The 19546-nt window shown below is 71.1% G+C and carries 17 protein-coding genes; 7 read left to right on the top strand and 10 right to left on the bottom strand.

The window, feature by feature from the left end; all coding sequences use genetic code 11:
- The first annotated feature begins 86 nt into the window (after window positions 1-86).
- Window positions 87-1400, top strand: coding sequence for an aminotransferase-like domain-containing protein (locus O7605_RS19875; RefSeq protein WP_269740557.1), 1314 nt, complete (start codon window positions 87-89; stop codon window positions 1398-1400).
- Between the two features lie 8 nt (window positions 1401-1408).
- The gene (locus tag O7605_RS19870) at window positions 1409-2398 is read left to right on the top strand and encodes a D-alanine--D-alanine ligase family protein (RefSeq protein ID WP_269740556.1); all 990 of its coding nucleotides are present in this window, start codon (window positions 1409-1411) and stop codon (window positions 2396-2398) included.
- A gap of 225 nt (window positions 2399-2623) precedes the next feature.
- Here the strand turns inward: O7605_RS19870 and O7605_RS19865 are convergent, their stop codons facing one another.
- From O7605_RS19865 to rpmH, 9 genes are all read right to left on the bottom strand, one after another.
- The gene (locus tag O7605_RS19865) at window positions 2624-3499 is read right to left on the bottom strand and encodes a hypothetical protein (RefSeq protein WP_443083995.1); all 876 of its coding nucleotides are present in this window, start codon (window positions 3497-3499) and stop codon (window positions 2624-2626) included.
- Between the two features lie 1980 nt (window positions 3500-5479).
- Window positions 5480-6484: a ParB/RepB/Spo0J family partition protein gene (locus O7605_RS19860; RefSeq protein WP_269740554.1), complete on the bottom strand. Its 1005-nt coding sequence runs from the start codon at window positions 6482-6484 to the stop codon at window positions 5480-5482.
- Window positions 6485-6511: 27 nt separating this feature from the next.
- A complete protein-coding gene (locus tag O7605_RS19855; RefSeq protein ID WP_269740553.1) occupies window positions 6512-7804 on the bottom strand; it encodes a ParA family protein in 1293 nt (430 codons plus the stop codon).
- Window positions 7805-8142: 338 nt separating this feature from the next.
- Window positions 8143-8823 carry a 16S rRNA (guanine(527)-N(7))-methyltransferase RsmG gene (gene rsmG / locus O7605_RS19850; protein ID WP_443083994.1) on the bottom strand — a complete coding sequence of 227 codons (681 nt, stop codon included), beginning with the start codon at window positions 8821-8823 and terminating at the stop codon, window positions 8143-8145.
- Between the two features lie 111 nt (window positions 8824-8934).
- Window positions 8935-9522: a Jag family protein gene (locus tag O7605_RS19845; RefSeq protein ID WP_269740552.1), complete on the bottom strand. Its 588-nt coding sequence runs from the start codon at window positions 9520-9522 to the stop codon at window positions 8935-8937.
- 212 nt (window positions 9523-9734) lie between these two features.
- Entirely contained in the window at window positions 9735-10724 is a 990-nt protein-coding gene (yidC, locus tag O7605_RS19840) for a membrane protein insertase YidC (protein ID WP_269740551.1), read from the bottom strand.
- A gap of 3 nt (window positions 10725-10727) precedes the next feature.
- Window positions 10728-11015, bottom strand: coding sequence for a membrane protein insertion efficiency factor YidD (yidD, locus tag O7605_RS19835; RefSeq protein WP_269740550.1), 288 nt, complete (start codon window positions 11013-11015; stop codon window positions 10728-10730).
- A complete protein-coding gene (rnpA, locus tag O7605_RS19830) occupies window positions 11012-11425 on the bottom strand; it encodes a ribonuclease P protein component (protein WP_269740549.1) in 414 nt (137 codons plus the stop codon). Before rnpA ends, yidD begins: the two co-directional genes overlap by 4 nt.
- A gap of 34 nt (window positions 11426-11459) precedes the next feature.
- A complete protein-coding gene (gene rpmH / locus O7605_RS19825) occupies window positions 11460-11597 on the bottom strand; it encodes a 50S ribosomal protein L34 (RefSeq protein ID WP_013736606.1) in 138 nt (45 codons plus the stop codon).
- 618 nt (window positions 11598-12215) lie between these two features.
- Here rpmH and dnaA point away from each other — a divergent pair.
- The 5 genes from dnaA to O7605_RS19800 all read left to right on the top strand — a co-directional run bounded on the left by dnaA (window position 12216) and on the right by O7605_RS19800 (window position 18691).
- On the top strand, window positions 12216-14021 hold the full coding sequence (gene dnaA / locus O7605_RS19820; protein ID WP_269740548.1) for a chromosomal replication initiator protein DnaA: 1806 nt from the start codon (window positions 12216-12218) through the stop codon (window positions 14019-14021).
- A 775-nt stretch (window positions 14022-14796) separates the two neighbouring features.
- Entirely contained in the window at window positions 14797-15930 is a 1134-nt protein-coding gene (gene dnaN / locus O7605_RS19815; protein ID WP_269740547.1) for a DNA polymerase III subunit beta, read from the top strand.
- A 38-nt stretch (window positions 15931-15968) separates the two neighbouring features.
- Window positions 15969-16841 (top strand): phosphogluconate dehydrogenase (NAD(+)-dependent, decarboxylating), encoded by an 873-nt coding sequence (gene gnd / locus O7605_RS19810; protein WP_269740546.1) that lies wholly within the window; start codon window positions 15969-15971, stop codon window positions 16839-16841.
- Window positions 16842-16857: 16 nt separating this feature from the next.
- The gene (gene recF, locus O7605_RS19805) at window positions 16858-17991 is read left to right on the top strand and encodes a DNA replication/repair protein RecF (protein ID WP_269740545.1); all 1134 of its coding nucleotides are present in this window, start codon (window positions 16858-16860) and stop codon (window positions 17989-17991) included.
- Window positions 17992-18163: 172 nt separating this feature from the next.
- Window positions 18164-18691, top strand: a complete 528-nt coding sequence (locus O7605_RS19800; protein ID WP_269742692.1) for a DciA family protein — start codon at window positions 18164-18166, stop codon at window positions 18689-18691.
- Window positions 18692-18719: 28 nt separating this feature from the next.
- On the opposite strand, the gene O7605_RS19795 is transcribed toward O7605_RS19800, so the two are convergent.
- Window positions 18720-19301 (bottom strand): hypothetical protein, encoded by a 582-nt coding sequence (locus O7605_RS19795; protein WP_269740544.1) that lies wholly within the window; start codon window positions 19299-19301, stop codon window positions 18720-18722.
- Between the last annotated feature and the right edge of the window lie 245 nt (window positions 19302-19546).

Raw genomic sequence — 19546 nt, 5'->3', positions numbered from 1 at the left:
CGACATTCGGCGCGCCGTACGCCATGGTCGCCGGTGTCCTGGGTATCCGGGACCGGAGCCGTCCGAGCAGCCACCGAGGTGATGTGATGACCGGCACGACACTCGACGACTACACCGACCGGTACGCCCGCCGGGTGCGGGGCATGACGGCGTCGGAGATCAGGGCCCTGTTCGCCGTCGCCAGTCGACCGGAGGTCGTCTCCCTCGCCGGTGGCGCGCCGTACATCGCCGCACTGCCGCTGGACGCCGTCGGTGAGATGCTCGGCCGGCTCGGTGCCGAGCACGGCAGCACCACGCTGCAGTACGGCATCGGTCAGGGCACCCTGGAGCTGCGGGAGCGGATCTGCGAGGTGATGGCCCTCTCCGGCATCGACGCCGCCTGCGGTGCCTCCCCGGAGGACGTGGTGGTGACCGTCGGTGGGCAGCAGGCGCTCGACCTGGTGGCCCGTCTCTTCCTGGACCCGGGTGACGTGGTGCTCGCCGAGGGGCCGACCTACGTCGGCGCACTCGGGGTGTTCCAGGCCGCCCAGGCGCAGGTCGTGCACGTGCCGATGGACGACGACGGGTTGATTCCGGCCGCACTGGAGCTCGCCATCGCGGAGCAGGCCCGGGCCGGACGGCGGGTCAAGTTCCTCTACACCATCCCCACCTTCCAGAACCCGACCGGCGTGACGCTCACTGAGCAGCGGCGGGAACAGGTTCTCGACATCTGCGAGCGCGCCGGACTGCTGGTGGTCGAGGACGACCCGTACGGCCAGTTGGGCTTCGAGAGCGAGGCACCCGCGCCGTTGCGGGCGCGGCGGCGGGACGGGGTCTTCTACCTCAGCACCTTCTCCAAGACGTTCGCGCCGGGGCTGCGGGTCGGCTGGATCCTCGCGCCACACGCGGTGCGTGACAAGCTGGTGATCGCCAGCGAGGCACAGATCCTTTGTCCCAGCGCGTACGCGCAGGCCGCCGTCAGCACGTACCTCGGCACCATGCCCTGGCGCGAGCAGCTGAAGGTCTACCGGGAGGTCTACCGGGAGCGACGGGACGCGATGCTCACGGCACTTGAGGACCTGATGCCGGCCGGCACCCGCTGGACCGTGCCCGGCGGCGGGCTGTTCGTCTGGGCCACGCTGCCCGACGGGCTGGATTCTAAGGCGATGATGCCCCGGGCCATCGCCGCCCGGGTCGCGTACGTGCCCGGCACCGGTTTCTACGCCGACGGCAACGGCAATGGTCACATGCGGCTGAACTTCTCGTTCCCGCCACCGGAGCGGATCCGGGAGGGCGTGCGCCGGTTGGCCAGCGTGATGGAGCAGGACATCGCCATGCGTCGGGTGTTCGGTGCGGTGGGCGGGGCCGGCGCCCGGCGAGGCAGGACCGGCTGGGACGCGCCAGGACCAGACTTGGCATGATGCCCGGCATGGGTGTCACCGCTGCCGAAGAACCCGCCGTGTCGGGCCCCGAGACCACCGATCTCCACGTGCTCGTGCTCGCCGGTGGCCTGTCGTACGAGCGTGACGTGTCGCTGCGCTCGGGCCGTCGGGTGCTCGACGCGCTACGCGCCGTCGGGATGCAGGCCGAACTGCGCGACGCCGACGTCGCCCTGCTGCCGGCCCTGATCGCTGATCCGCCCGACGCGGTGGTGATCGCCCTGCACGGCGCCACCGGCGAGGACGGCTCGCTGCGTGGGGTGCTGGATCTGTGCGGCGTGCCGTACGTCGGCTGTGACGCCCGGGCTTCCCGCCTCGCCTGGGACAAGCCGTCGGCCAAGGCCGTGCTCCGGGAGGCCGGCATCGCCACTCCCGACTGGGTCGCCCTGCCACACGACCGGTTCAGCGAACTCGGCGCGGTGGCCGTGCTGGACCGCATCGTCGATCGGTTGGGGCTGCCGCTCATGGTGAAGCCGGCCCAGGGCGGTTCCGGACTGGGCGCCGCCGTGGTCCGGGATGCGGCGTCGCTGCCGGCTGCCATGGTGGGTTGTTTCGCGTACGACTCGACGGCGCTCGTCGAGCGGTACGTTCCCGGCATGGACGTGGCCGTCTCCGTCGTCGACCTCGGCGACGGCCCGCAGGCGCTACCGGCGGTGGAGATCGTGCCCCGTAACGGGGTGTACGACTACGCGGCCCGTTACACCGCGGGCCGGACGACCTGGCACACCCCGGCCCGCCTCGAGCCGACGGTCGCCGAGTCGGTGGCCCAGGTCGCCCTGGCCGCCCACACCGCCCTCGGCCTGCGTGACCTCAGTCGGGTCGACCTGATCGTCGACTCGACCGGTCAGCCACACGTGCTCGAGGTCAACGTCTCGCCGGGCATGACCGAGACGTCGCTGTTGCCGCTCGCGGTGCAGGCCGCCGGTCTCGACTTCGGCGGCATGATCGGCAACCTGGTAGCCCGCGCCGCGGCCCGCTGATTTCCCTACCGAGCACGACGCCCACCGGGTGACCTCGCGTCCCGCCACGGACGGGTCGTCGCCACTCGACTGCGGTGTCGAGGCGGTGGGGGCGTCGTCGGATCGGGGCGGTCGCGGGTGCCGCAGTTGCCGATCCGGCGGCGTCGTCCAGCCGTCGGATGGCTGGCGGACCTCGGTCATATCCGGATGCCGGGCCTGCCTCAGTGCGGCCCGGTCCCTCCGGTCCTATCGCTGCCCGCCCCCCGAGGCCGGCTTACCGGACGACGTCCGGGTCTCCGCCTCCGGCGCCCCTTCTCTGCGCACGCTGCCAGCTTCTGCGGCGCTCTCCGCGTCTGCGGCGCTCTCGGCGCCTGAGTCGGTCTCCGTGCCCGAGGTGCCCTCCGTGCCCGCAGTGCTCTCGGTGGCGGCGGTGCTCTCGGTGTCTGCGGTGGTGTCGAGCTGCGAGACGTCGTCGACGTCTTCGGTGCTCGACAGCGGGACTGTGGTCTCGGGAACCGTCGTTCGCTCGGGGCGAGCCGTCTCGGCCGCGTCCGCTCTCGGCTCGCGCTGCGGTGCCGCGTCGACCGCCTCAGGGGCCGAGTCGCTCGCCGGGACCGCGATCGGCGCGTCTGGCGACTCCGCGCTGACACCGACGCCCGGAGTGTCAGGTGGTTCGGCCGTCTCTCCGATGGCGTCCAGCAGCGACCCTCCCTCTGCCGGCTTCGTCTCGGGCGGCGCGGCCGACTGCGCCGCCAGACTGGACGGTGCCTGCCACTGGATGCGGGGTGGTTCGGCCAGAGGCCGTCCACCGAACTCGGCCAGCCAGGCCGCGACGAGCGCGAGATTCTCCCGCCACTGCTCCTCGGAGATCGGCGGCAGGATCGAATCCCAGAGCGAGAGGAAGGTGCCACGGAGTTGCAGCCGACCGTACGGCCGGGCGAGAAACCACATGTGGAGGTGGGCGGACCCGTCGCCCCACCGGTTGACGTGCACGCGAGCCACCCCGTCCAGCGACCGGATGGCCCGTTCGAGCCGTACCGTCATCACGCCCAACTCGGCGGCGAGCAGGTTCGGTAGGTCGCCGAGGTCGAGGTGCGACCGCGACTCCAGAATGAGAACCATGGGCAGGCCGGTGGGTCGATCCATGGCCCGCACGCGCCATCGTTCACCGACCCAGATGTAGGCCTCGTCGGGAGCCTGGCAGGCAGTGCATTCTCGGTGAGCCTCACCCTTGCGAGGTGGCTCGACCGAGACCGGGTCGGCGAGTGGCTTGACCCGGAGGTCGCCCTCGAAGGGGAAGGACGGCCACTGGGTGAAGTCCGGAACTGAGGGAGGGGTGTCGTGCACGACGCTGACCCTAACCGAGTCTGGGACCACTGTCCCTACCCGAATCGGGTTCGACTCTCTCTGGAGCGTTCGAATGAACGGACCGCACCACCGTGCAGTTCTCCCCAGAGTTATCCACAGGCGGCCGGGTAGCGGCTTGCCTGCCGGTGTCCCGGTTCGACAAGGGGTTTCGGCCTGTGTTTCACGTGAAGCGGCTCGCGCCTGTGGACAACCGGTGTGGATAACAATGACGTCCCGCCCGCCCGCGTGGCCGACCGTGGGTGTGCCGAAAATCGGTCGAACACCGTGCCACTCACCCGCGCCGGCGCCGCTGTTTCACGTGAAACAGTGGCGCGCCCGTTCGGTAGGGTGTGCCGCTTCCGGGCGCACTCATGACCATCCCGCCGCGCAGCGATCGGTTCCGGGACCTGTGTCTGCACCGGGCGCCCGCCGTTGAATGACCACTCGGCTCCCGGCACCCTCCGCACCGCCCTGTGCGCCACCGGCGGACCTCGGTCACCACTCAGCCGGACCCGTAGCAACTCCAGCCGATTCCGACGCCCCGGCGGGTTCGGGGCGGTAACCGGGTGGGGTTTCACGTGAAACGGCTCCGGCCCGGCTGGACGCTCGCACCACTGAACAACGAGGCGTCCCAGCGGAGTGTCACGGTCACGGCCTGCCCGACCGGGCATCCTCCTGAGCCATGGGCCCCGAACTGGCCGCCGGCACTCTCCTGAGCCATGGACTCCAACTGGCCTCCGCACCGTTCGAGCCGACCGAGCGTCGACAGCGTGAGCCCGTCGCCCAACTTGTGCGGGCACTCGCCTGGCCGCCGGTGTCGGGTCGATCCCCGCCTGTCCGCTCGTCCCCGCCAGCCCGTCTCCCCGTATTCCGGCGGATCTTCCGCAGGGGCGCCGCCCGTCTAGCCGGTGTCCGCCGGGCCGTCCCTTTCCCGGTGAGTCGCCGTCGTCTGGCCGCCGGCTTCCCGCCGATCACCCGGCCCGGGCGCCCATGCGCCTCAGCCCTGTCCCGACCCATCGCCGGATCACCTGCGGCTCGTCCGCCCTCGGTTCGACGCCTACCCGCTCGCAACGTTCCCGGTGTGGCGGCCGCCCGCGACGACTCCAAGCGAGGACGACAGCCCTTGTCCGCCAGCGAGCCGGCACCAAGCAGCGGTCCCGGCGACCCCGTGCTCGATGGCAGCCGGATCCCGGAGAACCGCCGCGTGCATCTCGGCCCGATGCCGGACCCCCGCTGCCGGTCACAGCTCGCGCCGTAGCTCCGGTCCAAGGGCCCGGCACGCCGTAGGTCGGAAAGTGCCGGCGACTGAGGCTGCGCCCTCCCGTTCCCCCGGGAACCGGATCAGGGCCCCGGCGCCGGCGCGCCGGCCCCAGCGGCGGCGCGCCGGCCGCAGCGGCAACCGCCACGCCGCCGCCGGAGGAGGAGCGCCGCGGTTCGTCGACCTGCCTACGCAGGCTGGCCGGTATCCGGTGCGGCGCCAGGTATGTTCCAGCCGTGGGTGGCGGGACCGCACGGCGACCGGCGGCTACCTTGGACAGGCACCAATCCCGTGGGTCGTCGGCCGGGATCGGTCGCCAACCACCGGACTGAACGCGCCGTCCCGTCCGGCCGCGCGACCGATCTGGGCCGTCGAGCGGCGGGGCACCGAGCAGTTGACGGCCCACTGCGGCAGGGCCGGCACTGCGTGCTGCGGCTGCCTGTACGACAAGGCCGCCTCGTCAGGTACGTGACGAGGCGGCCTTGTCGATTCGTTGATCAGTCTTCCGACTCTTCGCGCTCAACCCCGATGATGCCGACGATTCGCTCCAGGTCGTCGACGGTCGCGAACTCGATCGTGATCTTGCCCTTGCTCCGCCCGATGTCCACCTTCACCCGGGTGTCGAACCGGTCGGAGAGACGGTCGGCGAGGTCGGTGAGCGCCGGCGCGTGTGGCTTCGGGCGGCGCTTCGTCGACTCCTTCTTGCCCGGCCCGTCGTTGAGGGTGAGCGCGACGATCTCCTCTGTCGCTCGGACCGACAGGCCTTCGGCGACGATCCGAAGTGCCAGCTGTTCCTGGGTCTCCGGATCCTCCAGGCTCAGCAGCGCCCGGGCGTGCCCGGCGGACAGGACACCGGCGGCGACGCGGCGCTGTACCGGGGCCGGCAGGTTCATCAGCCGGATGGTGTTGGAGATCTGCGGCCGACTGCGACCGATGCGCCGGGCGAGTTCCTCGTGGGTGGCCCCGAACTCCTCCAGCAGCTGCTGGTAGGCGGCCGCCTCCTCCAGCGGGTTGAGGTTCGCCCGGTGGATGTTCTCCAGCAGCGCGTCCCGCAGCATCGCGTCGTCTCGGGTGTCGCGCACGATCGCCGGGATGTGCTCCCGGCCGACCGCCTGGGCGGCTCGCCACCGGCGCTCGCCCATGACGAGCTCGAACTTCTCGCCGTCGAGTTGCCGCACCACGATCGGCTGGAGAAAGCCCACCTCCTGGATGGAGGTCTTCAACTCCTCCAGGGCCTCCTCGTCGAAGACCTGGCGGGGCTGCTTCGGGTTGGGCACGATCGAGTCGACCGGGATCTCGGCGAAGCGGGCGCCGGGCACCGGGCTCAGCGTCGCCTCAGGTTCGATCGGCGGGGCCGACACCGGCAGCACGGTCGGCGCCGCAACCGCCGTCGACCCACCGGTTCCCCCGGTCAGGGTGCCAGCGCCAGCGTCCGGCGCCGGCCCGGTCGGAATGAGCGCCCCCAGGCCCCGCCCCAGACCGCCCCGTGGACGGTTCTTCATGCCACGCCTCCCAGCGCCTCGTACGCACTACGCATTCCGGCTCACCGGCTCCTTGACGCCCCGCTCGGCGATCTCCTGCGCGGCCTCGAAGTAGCTCGTCGCCCCCCGCGAACCGGGATCGTAGGTCATCACCGACTGGCCGTAGCTGGGCGCCTCGGAGACCCGCACGTTACGCGGGATCACCGCCTGGAGCACCTTGTCCCCGAAGTGGTTCCGGACGTCCTGCTCGACCGCGTCGGCGAGCCGGGTACGGCGGTCGTACATGGTGAGCAGGATCGTGGAGACCTCAAGCCGCGGGTTGAGGTGCTGACGAACCAGGTTGATGTTGTTGATGAGCTGGTTGAGCCCTTCGAGCGCGTAGTACTCACACTGGATAGGTATGAGCACCTCCTGCGCGGCCACCAACGCGTTGACGGTCAACAGGCCGAGCGACGGCGGGCAGTCGATGAACACGTAGTCGAAGTGCCCCGGGTAGGCGGTGATGGCGCGGTCCAACCGCGACTCGCGGGCCACCACGGAGACCAGCTCGATCTCGGCACCGGCGAGATCGATGGTGGCCGGCACACACCAGAGGTTGGGAATGCCCTCCACCGCCTGGGTCACATCCTCCAGCGGCACACTGTTGATCAGGCAGTCGTAGACGTCGGGCACGCCGGTGTGGTGTGGCACGTTCAGCCCGGTCGAGGCGTTGCCCTGCGGGTCGAGGTCGACCACGAGCACCCGGTTGCCGTGCAGGGCCAGCGCCACCGCGAGGTTGACCGTGGTGGTGGTCTTACCCACGCCGCCCTTCTGGTTCGCGACGCACATGACCCGGGTCCGGTCGGGCCGAGGCATGGTCACCTCGCCACTGGGATTCAGGATCTGCACGGCGCGCATCGCCTCCATAGCCAACGGTGGGTCATCCTCTTCGCGCGTCGGGGTTTCACGTGAAACGTACGCGGCCTCGGTCGCGGCAGTTGCGTAGGAACCGTCCGCAGGTGCGGGCGTGTCGGAAGCCGGTCGAGGATCCGGCACCATCGCGGATGGCGGGGGTTGTGCTGCCGCCGCCTCGAACCGTGCGGAGGCGGAGGCGTTCCGACGAATCGGGATCACCCGCGCGTCAGGGGACGCGTTGACCGGGCGACCACTCGCGTCCGCCCCGTCGCGTCCGTCGCCGGCCCCCGACCACGGAACACCCGACGTCGGCGCATTCCGACCGGGTTCGGGTGGGCTCTGCGACACCTCGGAGGGCCGCCAGTTCGGATATTCGGTTTCACGTGAAACAGGGTCATCCGGTGACCCGGTCACTCGCGGATCGTCGTACCTGCCGTCGTCATGCACCTGTCATCCCTGCCCGCTTCGGATGGTCGGTCCGCACCCGTCAACCGGGCCACTCGCGTGCTCTCCGCAGAGGTACCGCCCGGCGGGAGCGGTCGGGCCCCGGAGGGAGATCCATCGCCGCCCGCTCCACACTATCGACGCGCGGTCAGCCTACGGCGCACGGGCGCGGCCGGTCCACGTCGGGTTCGGTAACTCGCCGCTCGCGCGCTGCCCGGGGACCGGCCACGGCCGCCTCGAAAATCCCGGTCCGCACGAGGTGGCCGGCGTGCCGACGCAGGTCAGCCGCACGAACGACGAGCCGAAGTCAGCCGGCACCAGAGGTCGGGTCCCGGCCCGGCTCACCGTCGACGCGAGCGAGACTTTCTCGACGAGGCACGGGCCGCCGGACCGACGGCCCGTTCCCGGACGATCTCGACCACCGTGGTCGGCGGATCCACCACGCCCTCACCACATCGGTGCAACACGGGTCGACCGCCGCCGAGGCGGTGCACCGCCTCCGCGTGCTCGGCGATCTCCTCCGCCGCGGAGACACCCTTCAGGGCGAGCAGCCGACCACCCACCCTGGTCAGCGGAAGGCACCAACTCGCCAGCCGGTCCAGTGGCGCCACCGCCCGGGCGGTGACCACCTCGCCCGGCACGGCGTCCGCCCTCCCGACGGCCTCCTCGGCCCGGCCGCGAAACACCCGCACCGAGTCGGTCAGTCCGAGCGCCTCCACCGCCTCCTCCAGGAAGGCGGTACGGCGAGCCAGCGGCTCGATGAGGGTCACCGCCAGGTCGGGCCGGGCGATGGCGAGCACCAGACCGGGCAGCCCGGCACCCGATCCCACGTCCAGCACGCTGGCATGCGGCGGAACAAGCTCGGCCACCGTCGCGCAGTTCAGCAGGTGACGATCCCAGATCCGGGGTGCCTCGCGAGGACCGATCAGCCCGCGCACCACGCCGTCGGTCGCGAGCAGCTCGGCGTACGCGGCCGCGACATCGAGGCGTACGCCGAAGAGCCGGCGAGCTGCCTCGGCCAGCTCGGGCGGTAGCACGGCCGTGGTGGGCTGGGGCGGGACAGCCGGCGGCCCGGGCGGCGTACCACCCGGGCCGAAGGCGGCACTGCCGCTGGCGTGCTGTTGAGTCACCCGTCAGTCCACGGGACGGACGACGATGCGCCGGCTGGGCTCGACGCCCTCGGACTCGCTCTCCACCCCGTCGATCGCGTTGACCACGTCGTGAACGCACTTGCGCTCGAAGGCCGACATCGGCTCCAGCCGCACCGGCTCCCCGTGCTCCTTGACCTTCTCGACGGCGTTGCGGGCGACCGCCGCCAGTTCCTTACGCCGGTTGGCGCGGTACCCGCCCACGTCGAGCAGCAGGCGGCTCGGTGCGCCGGTCTGCCGGAACACCGCGAGCCGGGCCAGTTCCTGAAGTGCCTCCAGGGTGGCGCCGCGCTGGCCGACGAGGTTCTGCAGGCGCCCGCCGACGACCTCGACCACCGGGCGACCGCCCGACACGAGTTCGTCGATGTCGCCGTCGTAGTCGAGGATGTCGAGCAGCCCCTCCACGTAGTCGGCCGCGATCTCACTCTGCCGGAACAGGTCGCTCTCGCCGGCGGCCTTGCTCGGTGCCGCTTCGGCGTCGGTCTCCTCCGGCTCGCCCCCGACCGGAGCCGCCGCGGTCGGCTCCTCGTCGTCCAGGGGCTGGTCGGCGCGGGGGATGCTGGTGTCGGTCACGGTGTCATCTCCGTACTCGCTCGGCCGGACCTCGGGTCCGCTGGTTTCCCGCGGCCGGCGGGACGTCGCCGGTGCCCGCGGGCACGTCTGTAGGGGCAGTCTCGCCCGTCCACCACCGCACGGGTGGCGCTTCGCGCACCGGCGCCGGCCACCCGGCGGCCGCACGGCGCGCAACGGGCCGCCACCGGTCTCCCGGCGGCGGCCCGGACGATTCAGCCCTGCCGCTTGGCGGGGCGGCCCTTCTTCGGGTTGACCGGCTTGGCACCCGGCTTCGGGCCGGCGATCTTCGGCGCGGCCGGAGGCGGCGGTGCCGCGGCCGGCTTGCTCCGCCCGAACAGCCCGCTGGTCTTCGCCGGCTGTGCTCCGTTACGCGCCGAGGTGCCCGGCTTTGCGCTGGTCGCGGTCACCGGCGGCGGGAACTTGCGCAGCACCCACTGCTGCTGCCCGAGCGTGAACAGGTTGTTGGTGACCCAGTAGATGATCACGCCGATCGGGAAGATGGCGCCGGAAACCAGCAGGGACAGCGGGATGCCGTAGAGCATCAGGCGCTGGATCATGCGCTGCTGCGGGTCCTCGGCCCAACCCGTCTTGAGAATCATCTGACGGCTGGTGAGGTAGGTGGTACCCATCATCACCAGCACCAGGACACCGGCCATGATCTTCACGACGGTGCCGTTGGCACCGAGCTGCGCCAGCTCCGCCGCCGTCGAGCCGAACTTGCTGGCGATCGGGGCGGTGAACAGGGTCGCGTCCGAGGCACTGTTGAACTGGTCGACCGTCCAGCCGTAGATGTCCTTGTTGTTCTTCGACGGATCCGGGTTCAGGCGACGCAGCACGTGGAAGAGGCCGAGGAAGACCGGGATCTGGAGGAACATCGGAAGGCAGCCCATGAGCGGGTTGGCCTTTTCCTTCCGGTAGAGCTCCATCATCTCCTTCTGGAGCGTCTCCCGGTCACCCTTGTGCTTCTCCTGTAGCGCCTTGACCTGCGGCTGGAGCGCCTGCATCGCCCGCTGCGACTTGATCTGCTTGACGAAGACCGGGAACAGGATGACCCGGACCGTGACCACCAGGAAGATGATGGCGAGGATCCATGCCCAGTTGGTGCCGAGGACCGCGCCGTCCGGGATGCCGATGGCGTCCCAGGCCGAGTGCCAGGCCAGCAGGATCCACGAGATCGCGTAGTAGATCCAGTCGAGACTCAATTCTCAGGCTCCAGTCACGTCGGCAGGTCGGCGGCCGCCCGGCTCCGGAACCGGGTCGTATCCGCCAGGATGGAATGGGTGACAGCGCGACAGCCGCCGGACCGTCAGACCGGCTCCCCGGAGCGCACCGTGCCGGGCCACGGCCTCCAGGGCGTAGGCGCTGCACGACGGGTAGAACCGACAGCGGGCCGGCAACGCCGGGCTTATCCACCGACGGTACGCGATGATGGGCAGGGTCAGCACCCGGGCACCGGGCGTAGCCGGGCCGAACGGCCGCTGCTCGGCGCTCATCGGGGCCGCCGTGTCCGGCCGGACCGGGCGGCGTCGAGCGCCGCCTCCAGGTCCGCGCCGAGTCGCTGGTAGGTGGCGTCGGCCGCAGCCGGCAGGGCGCGTACCACGAGGGTGCTTCCGGCCGGCAGGTCGACGAGGCGTTCGCGGGTCAGATGCCGCAACCGGCGGCGCACCCGGTTGCGGACCACCGCCGGTCCGACCGCCTTGGAAACCACGAAGCCGGCGCGGGACACCGGCGTGGAGTCTGCCTCCGCGCCGTCCCGCGCCGGCTTCGGCGCTGCGTTGTCGGATCCGGTTGTGCCCGGCACGGTCAGATGGACGACCAGGGCACCCCGACCGGCTCGCCGACCACCACGAACCGCTGCGGCGAAGTCGCTGCTGCGCCGCAGTCGTTGGGCGGCCGCCAGCACGACGTCACGTCCTCCGGAGCGGACCTGACCGGCCTCAGGCCGACAGGCGGGCGCGGCCCTTGGCGCGACGGGTCGAGATGATGGCGCGGCCGGCCCGGGTGCGCATGCGCAGCCGGAAGCCGTGGGTCTTCGCGCGCCGGCGGTTGTTCGGCTGGTAGGTGCGCTTGCTCACGTCAGGCTCTCCGTTGTCGGACGCCCCGGACGAGTGGATCGCCGGGTCGTGGTGGTCCGGGCCGCCGCTGCGGCAGCCCCGATCGGTGCTGCCCGGCGGTGCGTGACCTCGGTTGTGCGGTGCGCGACCGCGGGCAGCGAGCACCCATCACCCTAGCAGAGGGCGTGAGAGCAGCCCCTCCAGCCTAGGCCGGGGGGCAATCAGCGTCAAACCCGGTCACGGCGGCGGTGAGCTGCGACGGAAGACGACCGATGCGGCGGTTTTCACGAATGCCGACAGGGGCGACCCGCGCTGGCGGTTGAAGACGCGGCGACAACGCTGTTACCGTGCCCGATTGCGGTCAGCGTCGGAGTTTCGCCGATGTCGCCGGCAGGCAAGACCGGACACGGTGGTGAATCGTTCGGCACGGTGAACCCCGCTTCAGTGCCCGGCCACGGCAGGGGGCAGGTCCGACCCGCGATCGGCGGGCGGCCACAATCGGTCGGTACACAGGCTGTGGATAACTTGTGGAGAACGACCGGGTGCGGCGATCGGGTGGGTGGCGTCATCTCGCCCGCCGGTATCGGGCCACCGGAAGACGGCGGCGTCCGGGAGCAGAGGCGAGGGGGTGGCACGACGGTGGCCGGTACGACCGACCTTGCCGCGGTGTGGACGGCGACGACCGACGAACTCGCTGACGAGATCATTTCCGCGCAGCAGCGGGCATACCTGCGGCTGACCCGCCTGCGCGCGATCGTCGAGGACACCGTCCTGCTCTCCGTGCCGGACGCCTTCACCCGCGACGTGATCGAGTCCCGGCTGCGCCCGGCCATCACCGAGGCGTTGACCCGCCGGCTGGGCCGACCGGTCCAGGTCGCCGTCACCGTCCGGGTACCGGAGGACGGCCGTGCCACCGGCACCGTCTACCGCAGCACTCCCGAATCGAACTCGATGGACCACGGTCCCGGCGAGAACGACCGGTCGACCGGTCCCGACAGCGGACGGCAGCTCCCACTGATTCCCGAGCAGCCGCACCCGGGCCGGTTCGACCGGCCGGCACCGTCGGACGCACCGCCCGTCGAGGACGATTCCCGTACCGCGGGCTCCGGCGGGCAGGAGAGCCTCTTCGGCGCCGGGTTCGGCGAGCCCGTTCCGCCGGCGGAGAGCACCGGACGGCGGGCGTCGGAGCGGTTGGGCTTCGTCGATCAGGGTGGGCACCTGGACCGAGCCACCACCGGCCCGCGCGGCTTCGCGCCCCGCTACGGCGACGACTCCGGCGTCTCGCCCCGCGACCAGCACGTGATCCGGGCCATACCAACCGACGGCGCCACCGACAGCGGGCCCGGCCGCGGCGGTGCGGATCACCGGCCGGTCGGCCGGGACGATCGGCGGCTGCCGACCGGCGCGGACAGTGGCGGCAACCGTCTCAACCCGAAGTACATGTTCGAGACGTTCGTCATCGGGTCGTCCAACCGCTTCGCGCACGCCGCCTCCGTGGCGGTGGCCGAGTCACCGGCGAAGGCGTACAACCCGCTGTTCATCTACGGCAGCTCGGGACTGGGCAAGACCCACCTGCTGCACGCCATCGGCCACTACGCCACCACGCTGGGCAACGCCCGCTCGGTCCGGTACGTCTCCACCGAGGAATTCACGAACGACTTCATCAACTCGCTGCGGGACGACAAGACCAGCGCCTTCCAACGCCGCTACCGCGACGTCGACATCCTGCTGATCGACGACATCCAGTTCCTGGAGAACCGCGAGCGGACCCAGGAGGAGTTCTTCCACACGTTCAACACCCTGCACAACGCCAACAAGCAGATCGTGATCACCTCAGATCGCTCGCCCAAGCAGCTGGCGACGCTGGAGGACCGGCTACGGACCCGGTTCGAGTGGGGCCTGCTCGCCGACATCCAGCCACCGGACCTGGAGACACGGATCGCGATCCTGCAGAAGAAGGCCGCGCAGGAGCGCCTCTTCGCCCCGCCGGACGTGCTGGAGTTCATCGCCTCCCGGGTGTCGAACTCGATCCGGGAACTGGAGGGGGCGCTGATCCGGGTCACCGCGTTCGCCAGCCTGACCCGGTCGAGCGTGGAGCTGTCGCTGGCCGAGGAGGTGCTCCGGGACTTCATCCCGGACGGCGCCGGGCCGGAGATCACCGCCGACCAGATCATGGTCTCCACCGCCGACTACTTCGGGGTCAGCCTGGAGGACCTGCGCGGGCACTCCCGGTCGCGGGTGCTGGTGAACGCCCGCCAGGTCGCCATGTACCTGTGTCGCGAGCTGACCGACCTGTCGCTGCCCCGGATCGGCCAGGCCTTCGGTGGGCGTGACCACACCACCGTGATGCACGCCGACCGCAAGATCCGCCAACAGATGGCCGAACGGCGCTCGCTCTACAACCAGATCGCCGAGCTGACCAACCGGATCAAGCAGAACACCTGAGGGGTACGCCCCCGCACGATCACGGTGAGGGTCCGGCCGATCACGGTCGGGCCCTTTCTCGCGCTCACCGGGTTGACCCTCGACGAGGTGTAGGCCACACGATCGAAGTCGTGTCCACACCGCGCGCCACTCGTTGTCCACAGCTTGTTGTCCACCGCCGGTGGATGAACACACCCCGTCAACAACCAGTTACCCACAGCCTGTGGAGAAACCCTGGGGACAACGCTGTGGACCGCTGTGGACGCCTGGGGACAACGACCGCCGTTGTCCACCACCGGCCCACCGCCTGTGGGGAAGCTGTTGAAGGTTCTGGGGATGACGGCGGACGAGACGCGCGCGGCGATCCACAGGTCTGGGGAGAAAGTCGGTGGATTACCGGTGGACAACCGGTGGACGACGGTGGACAACCGTGTGCACGAGGGCCGCCTGTGGATCGCCAGGCGGGTTTCACCCCCGCTCATCCACAGCGAACCCACCTGTGGAGAACGCACCTGACCTGCCCATACTCGGGTTCTCCACAGTTTGCACAGGTGCGATGAAGACGATGAGTTATCTCTTCTGAAAGAACAAAAACCAATCATCACCGTTGGACTTCCTGTGGATCGGTCGACAGCTGCCGGACAGACCCGTCAGCAGCGACACGATCCACGGGGTCGGGCACACAGCCGATACCCTCGCGCCCTAAGGTGCGAGGGGTACCCGCACGCCAGGCGGGTCGGTGGGCAGCGTCCGGCATGAGAGAGTTGACGACGTCGACGTCGACGCGGAGGCATTGATGAAGTTCCGAGTGGAGCGCGACGCGCTCGCCGAAGCCGTGGCCTGGACCGCCAAGAGCCTGCCCAACCGGCCGTCCGTACCGGTGCTGGCCGGGGTGTTGCTGCGCGTCACCGACGGCAGCCTGCAGGTCTCCGGCTTCGACTACGAGGTCAGTAGCCAGGTCACCGTCGAGGTGCAGGGCGACGCCGACGGCGCCGCGCTGGTCTCCGGGCGGCTGCTCGCCGAGATCACCAAGGCGCTACCCGCCAAGCCCGTCGACATCGCCGCCGTCGGCGCGCATCTCGAACTGGTCTGTGGCAGCGCCCGGTTCACCCTGCCCACCATGCCGGTGGAGGACTACCCCACCCTGCCCGAGATGCCCGCCAGCGCCGGCACCATCGACGCGGCGGCGTTCGCCGCCGCGGTGGCACAGGTGGCGGTCGCCGCGAGCCGCGACGAGACGCTGCCGATGATGACCGGCGTACGCATCGAACTGTCCGGCGGCAATCTGGCCATGCTCGCCACCGACCGGTACCGGCTGGCGCTGCGCGAGATGGAGTGGAACCCCGACGACCCGGAGATCAGCCTCAACGCGTTGGTCCCCGCCCGGACGCTCAACGACACCGCCAAGACCCTCGGCCCCCTCGGCGGCCAGGTAGTCCTGGCCCTGTCCCAGGGCGCCGCCGGCGAAGGCATGATCGGTTTCTCCGGTGGCACCCGACGGACCACCAGCCGGCTGCTCGACGGCGCCAACTACCCGCCGGTCCGCTCGCTCTTCCCGGCCAGCCACAACGCCGCCGCCCAGGTGCCGGTCAGCACCCTCATCGAGGTGGTCAAGCGGGTCGCCCTGGTCGCCGAACGCGCCACCCCCGTGCTGCTCAGCTTCAGCGCCGACGGGCTGGTGGTGGAGGCCGGCGGCACCGAGGAGGCCCGGGCCAGCGAGGCCATGGAGGCCAGCTTCACCGGCGAACCGTTGACCATCGGGTTCAACCCGCAGTACCTCATCGACGGGTTGTCCAACCTCGGCACCCAGTTCGCCGTGCTGCACTTCGTCGACGCCTTCAAGCCCGCGGTGATTTCCCCCGCCGGTGAGGATGGCGAGCTCATCGGTGGGTACCGGTACCTCATCATGCCGATCCGCGTGTCCCGCTGACCGGCAGAGTCAACCGCACCCACGAAAGGTCACCAGAGATGCAGCTCGGCCTGGTAGGACTCGGCCGGATGGGCGGCAACATGCGCGAACGGCTGCGCACCGCCGGTCACGAGGTGGTCGGTCTCGACCACAACCTGGAGCGCAGCGATGTCGCCAGCATGGCTGAACTGGCCGAGAAGCTGGACGCACCCCGCGCGGTGTGGGTGATGGTGCCCGCCGCCGTCACCGACGCCACCATCGACGAGGTGGCCGCCGTGCTGGACGAGGGCGACCTCATCATCGACGGCGGCAACTCGCGGTTCAGCGAGGACGCACCCCGGGCGGAGCGGCTGCACGAACGCGGCATCGGCTACGTCGACGTGGGCGTCTCCGGCGGGGTGTGGGGCCGGCAGAACGGCTACGGCCTGATGGTCGGCGGCGCGCAGGACCACGTCGACCGGCTAATGCCGATCTTCGACGCGCTCAAGCCCGACGGCGAGTACGGCTTCGTGCACGCCGGTCCGGTCGGCGCCGGTCACTACGCCAAGATGGTGCACAACGGCATCGAGTACGGCCTGATGCACGCCTACGCCGAGGGCTACGAGCTGATGGCCGCCTCCGAGCTGGTCACGAACGTGCCCGGTGTGATCAAGTCCTGGCGCGAGGGCACCGTCGTCCGCTCCTGGCTGCTGGACCTGCTCGACCGGGCCCTCGACGAGGACCCCGAGCTGACCCAGCTCAGCGACTACACCGAGGACACCGGCGAGGGGCGCTGGACGGTGGACGAGGCGGTCCGGCTCGCCGTGCCGCTGAACGTCATCACCGCCTCGCTGTTCGCCCGCTTCTCCTCCCGGCAGGAGGACTCTCCAGCGCTCAAGGCCGTCTCCGCGCTGCGGCAGCAGTTCGGTGGGCACGCCGTACGCAAGCCCTGACCGGCACCGCGGCCCCGTGTACGTCCGCCGGCTCGAACTCGTCGACTTCCGCTCCTACGAGCGGATCGACGTCGACCTCGAACCGGGCCCGAACGTCCTGATCGGCGCCAACGGCGTCGGCAAGACGAACCTGGTCGAGGCGCTCGGCTACGTCGCGACCCTCGACTCCCACCGCGTCGCCACCGACGCCCCGCTGGTGCGGATGGGCGCCGCCGCCGCGGTGATCCGCTGCGCGGTGGTGCACGACGGCCGCGAACTCCTGGTGGAGCTGGAGATCGTCCCGGGCAAGGCCAACCGGGCCCGCCTCGGCCGCTCCCCGGCCCGTCGGGCCCGCGACGTGCTGGGCGCGCTACGGCTGGTCCTCTTCGCCCCGGAGGACCTCGAACTGGTCCGGGGCGACCCGGCGGAACGCCGCCGCTACCTCGACGACCTGCTGGTGCTGCGCCAACCCCGCTACGCCGGGGTGCGCGCCGACTACGAACGGGTGGTCAAACAACGCAACGCGCTGCTGCGTACCGCGTACCTCGCCCGCAAGACCGGCGGAACGCGGGGCGGCGACCTGTCCACCCTCGCCGTCTGGGACACCCACCTGGCCCGGCACGGCGCCGAGCTGCTCGCCGGGCGGCTGGAACTGGTCGCCGCCCTCGCGCCCCACGTGACCAAGGCGTACGACGCGGTGGCCGCCGGCCGGGGCGCGGCGGGAATCAGCTACCGGCCCTCGGTCGACCTCGTCGAACCCACCACCGACCGGGACGCCCTCGCAGCGGTGCTCACCAGCGCGTTGGCGGAGTCCCGTCCCGCCGAGATCGAACGTGGCACCACCCTGGTCGGCCCGCACCGCGACGACCTCACCCTCACCCTCGGCCCGCTGCCGGCCAAGGGCTACGCCAGCCACGGCGAATCCTGGTCGTACGCGCTCGCGCTGCGGCTGGCCGGCTACGACCTGCTGCGCGACGACGGCATCGAGCCGGTCCTGGTACTCGACGACGTCTTCGCCGAACTGGACGCCGGCCGGCGGGACCGGCTCGCCGAACTCGTCGGCGGCGCCAGTCAACTGCTGGTGACCTGCGCGGTCGCCGACGACGTGCCAGCCGCCCTGCGGGGCGCCCGGTACGAGGTGACGGAGGGGGCGATACGCCGTGCCGACTGAACCACCGCAGCCGGACAGCGCGCCCACCGGGCAGCCGCGTGGGTCGGCCGCACGACGCGGTGCGCGTACCGCGGGCAAGGGCGGCACCGGCGACGGCGGCCGAACCGACAAGTCCGCCGGCCGCCCGACGGAGCCGGCAGCCGCAGCGCCCACGGCGGCGTCCGGCGACACCGTGCCGGCGACCGACGGCGGCGAGGGTGTCACCGGACCGCAACTGGCCCGCGCGGTGCTGGACGCGGCGAAGGCGCGGCGCGAAGCCGCCGGCCGTCCCCGGCGGCGCGGCGCGACCGGTGCCGGCGACGGTGAGCGCCGGCTGCGCGGCTACTCCGGCCCCGGCCCGGACCCCCGCGATCCGCAACCCCTCGGTGCCGTGCTCAACCGGCTAGTGAAGGCCCGGGGCTGGCAACAGCCGGCCGCCGAAGCCACCGTCTTCGGTGCCTGGGAACGGGTGGTCGGCGCGGAGGTCGCCCAACACAGCCGGCCGGTGAAGCTGGAGAACGGCGAACTGACCGTCGAGGCCCGCTCCACGGCCTGGGCGACGCAGCTACGGCTGCTCGCCGGCTCGCTGTTGCAGCAGATCGCCCGCGAGGTCGGCCACAACGTGGTTCGCAAACTGCACATCCACGGCCCGGCAGCCCCCTCATGGTCACGTGGCCCGCGCCGGGTACGCGGCCGGGGCCCCCGCGACACCTACGGCTGACGGCCGCCCCACCCGGTGCGGGCGACCGCTACGACTGCGCCGCCCGGCGAGGTGCCGCCGACTCGGCGTAGATGGCGAAGCCGTTGTCGGCGCAGCGTCGGTAGAAGGCGGCGAGCACGCTCAGCTCCGCGCAGGTGAAGGTCCACTGGGGCGCGGCACCACTGTCGTCGCGCAGCGCGTCCAACCGGCTGTCCAGCCACCGCAGCTGCTGCTCGGCCAGGCGACCGTCGGCCAGCAGCGACCGCAGCACCGTACCCACCGACTCGAAGGTGACCGCCTCACCGTGCGGACGGTGCGCGGCGACGAAGCGTTCGATGCCGCCCGCGATCCAACCGCACCCGTCCGGGTCGATCACCGGATCCTCGTCCTCGGCGGCGGCGTCTGTGGCGTACAGCACACCATCGAGTCCGAGGATCAGATCCACCACCTCGGTGTACGCGGTGGCCCGGACCGTGCCTGTCTTCGCGATCAGCTCGGCGAGCGCGGCGGTCGGCGCCGAGATTCCCGGCACCTCGACGATGTCGCCGAAGTCGACGAACTCGGCCGGTGCGACCGGGTCGTAGAAGCGGCCGGTCCGCGGCCACTGAACCGCGACGTTGTCCAGCCCCATCTGGTGTCACCTCTCAAGGCACGGGCGAGTGGATCGGGTCGATCGTCCGGTTCCAACGGTGAAAGATCAAGGCCGCTCCGGCAACCCGAGGGCCGAGGATCGCCCGTCCCGGGTCGTACCGCGCATTACCGCCCACCGCTCACCGTCGCACCCGGCAGCGCCGTCACGCGACAGATCCGTTGATCATGCCATGGCGTGTAGGGGGAGTCGCGGACAGCGCGATTCGGCCCGCTACGGAGATCTGA

It is taken from the genome of Verrucosispora sp. WMMA2121, from assembly GCF_027460185.1.
In the GTDB taxonomy this organism is placed as follows: Bacteria; Actinomycetota; Actinomycetes; order Mycobacteriales; family Micromonosporaceae; genus Micromonospora; species Micromonospora palythoicola.
This window is presented reverse-complemented; position numbering and strand designations above follow the sequence as displayed.

Coding starts and splice junctions, on each gene's coding strand:
- O7605_RS19875 (WP_269740557.1), top strand. CDS start 87: ATGACCGGCACGACACTCGACGACTACACCGACCGGTACGCCCGCCGG.
- yidD (WP_269740550.1), bottom strand. CDS start 11,015: ATGAGCGCCGAGCAGCGGCCGTTCGGCCCGGCTACGCCCGGTGCCCGG.
- O7605_RS19865 (WP_443083995.1), bottom strand. CDS start 3,499: ATGGTTCTCATTCTGGAGTCGCGGTCGCACCTCGACCTCGGCGACCTA.
- O7605_RS19870 (WP_269740556.1), top strand. CDS start 1,409: ATGGGTGTCACCGCTGCCGAAGAACCCGCCGTGTCGGGCCCCGAGACC.
- gnd (WP_269740546.1), top strand. CDS start 15,969: ATGCAGCTCGGCCTGGTAGGACTCGGCCGGATGGGCGGCAACATGCGC.
- O7605_RS19860 (WP_269740554.1), bottom strand. CDS start 6,484: ATGAAGAACCGTCCACGGGGCGGTCTGGGGCGGGGCCTGGGGGCGCTC.
- O7605_RS19795 (WP_269740544.1), bottom strand. CDS start 19,301: ATGGGGCTGGACAACGTCGCGGTTCAGTGGCCGCGGACCGGCCGCTTC.
- dnaN (WP_269740547.1), top strand. CDS start 14,797: ATGAAGTTCCGAGTGGAGCGCGACGCGCTCGCCGAAGCCGTGGCCTGG.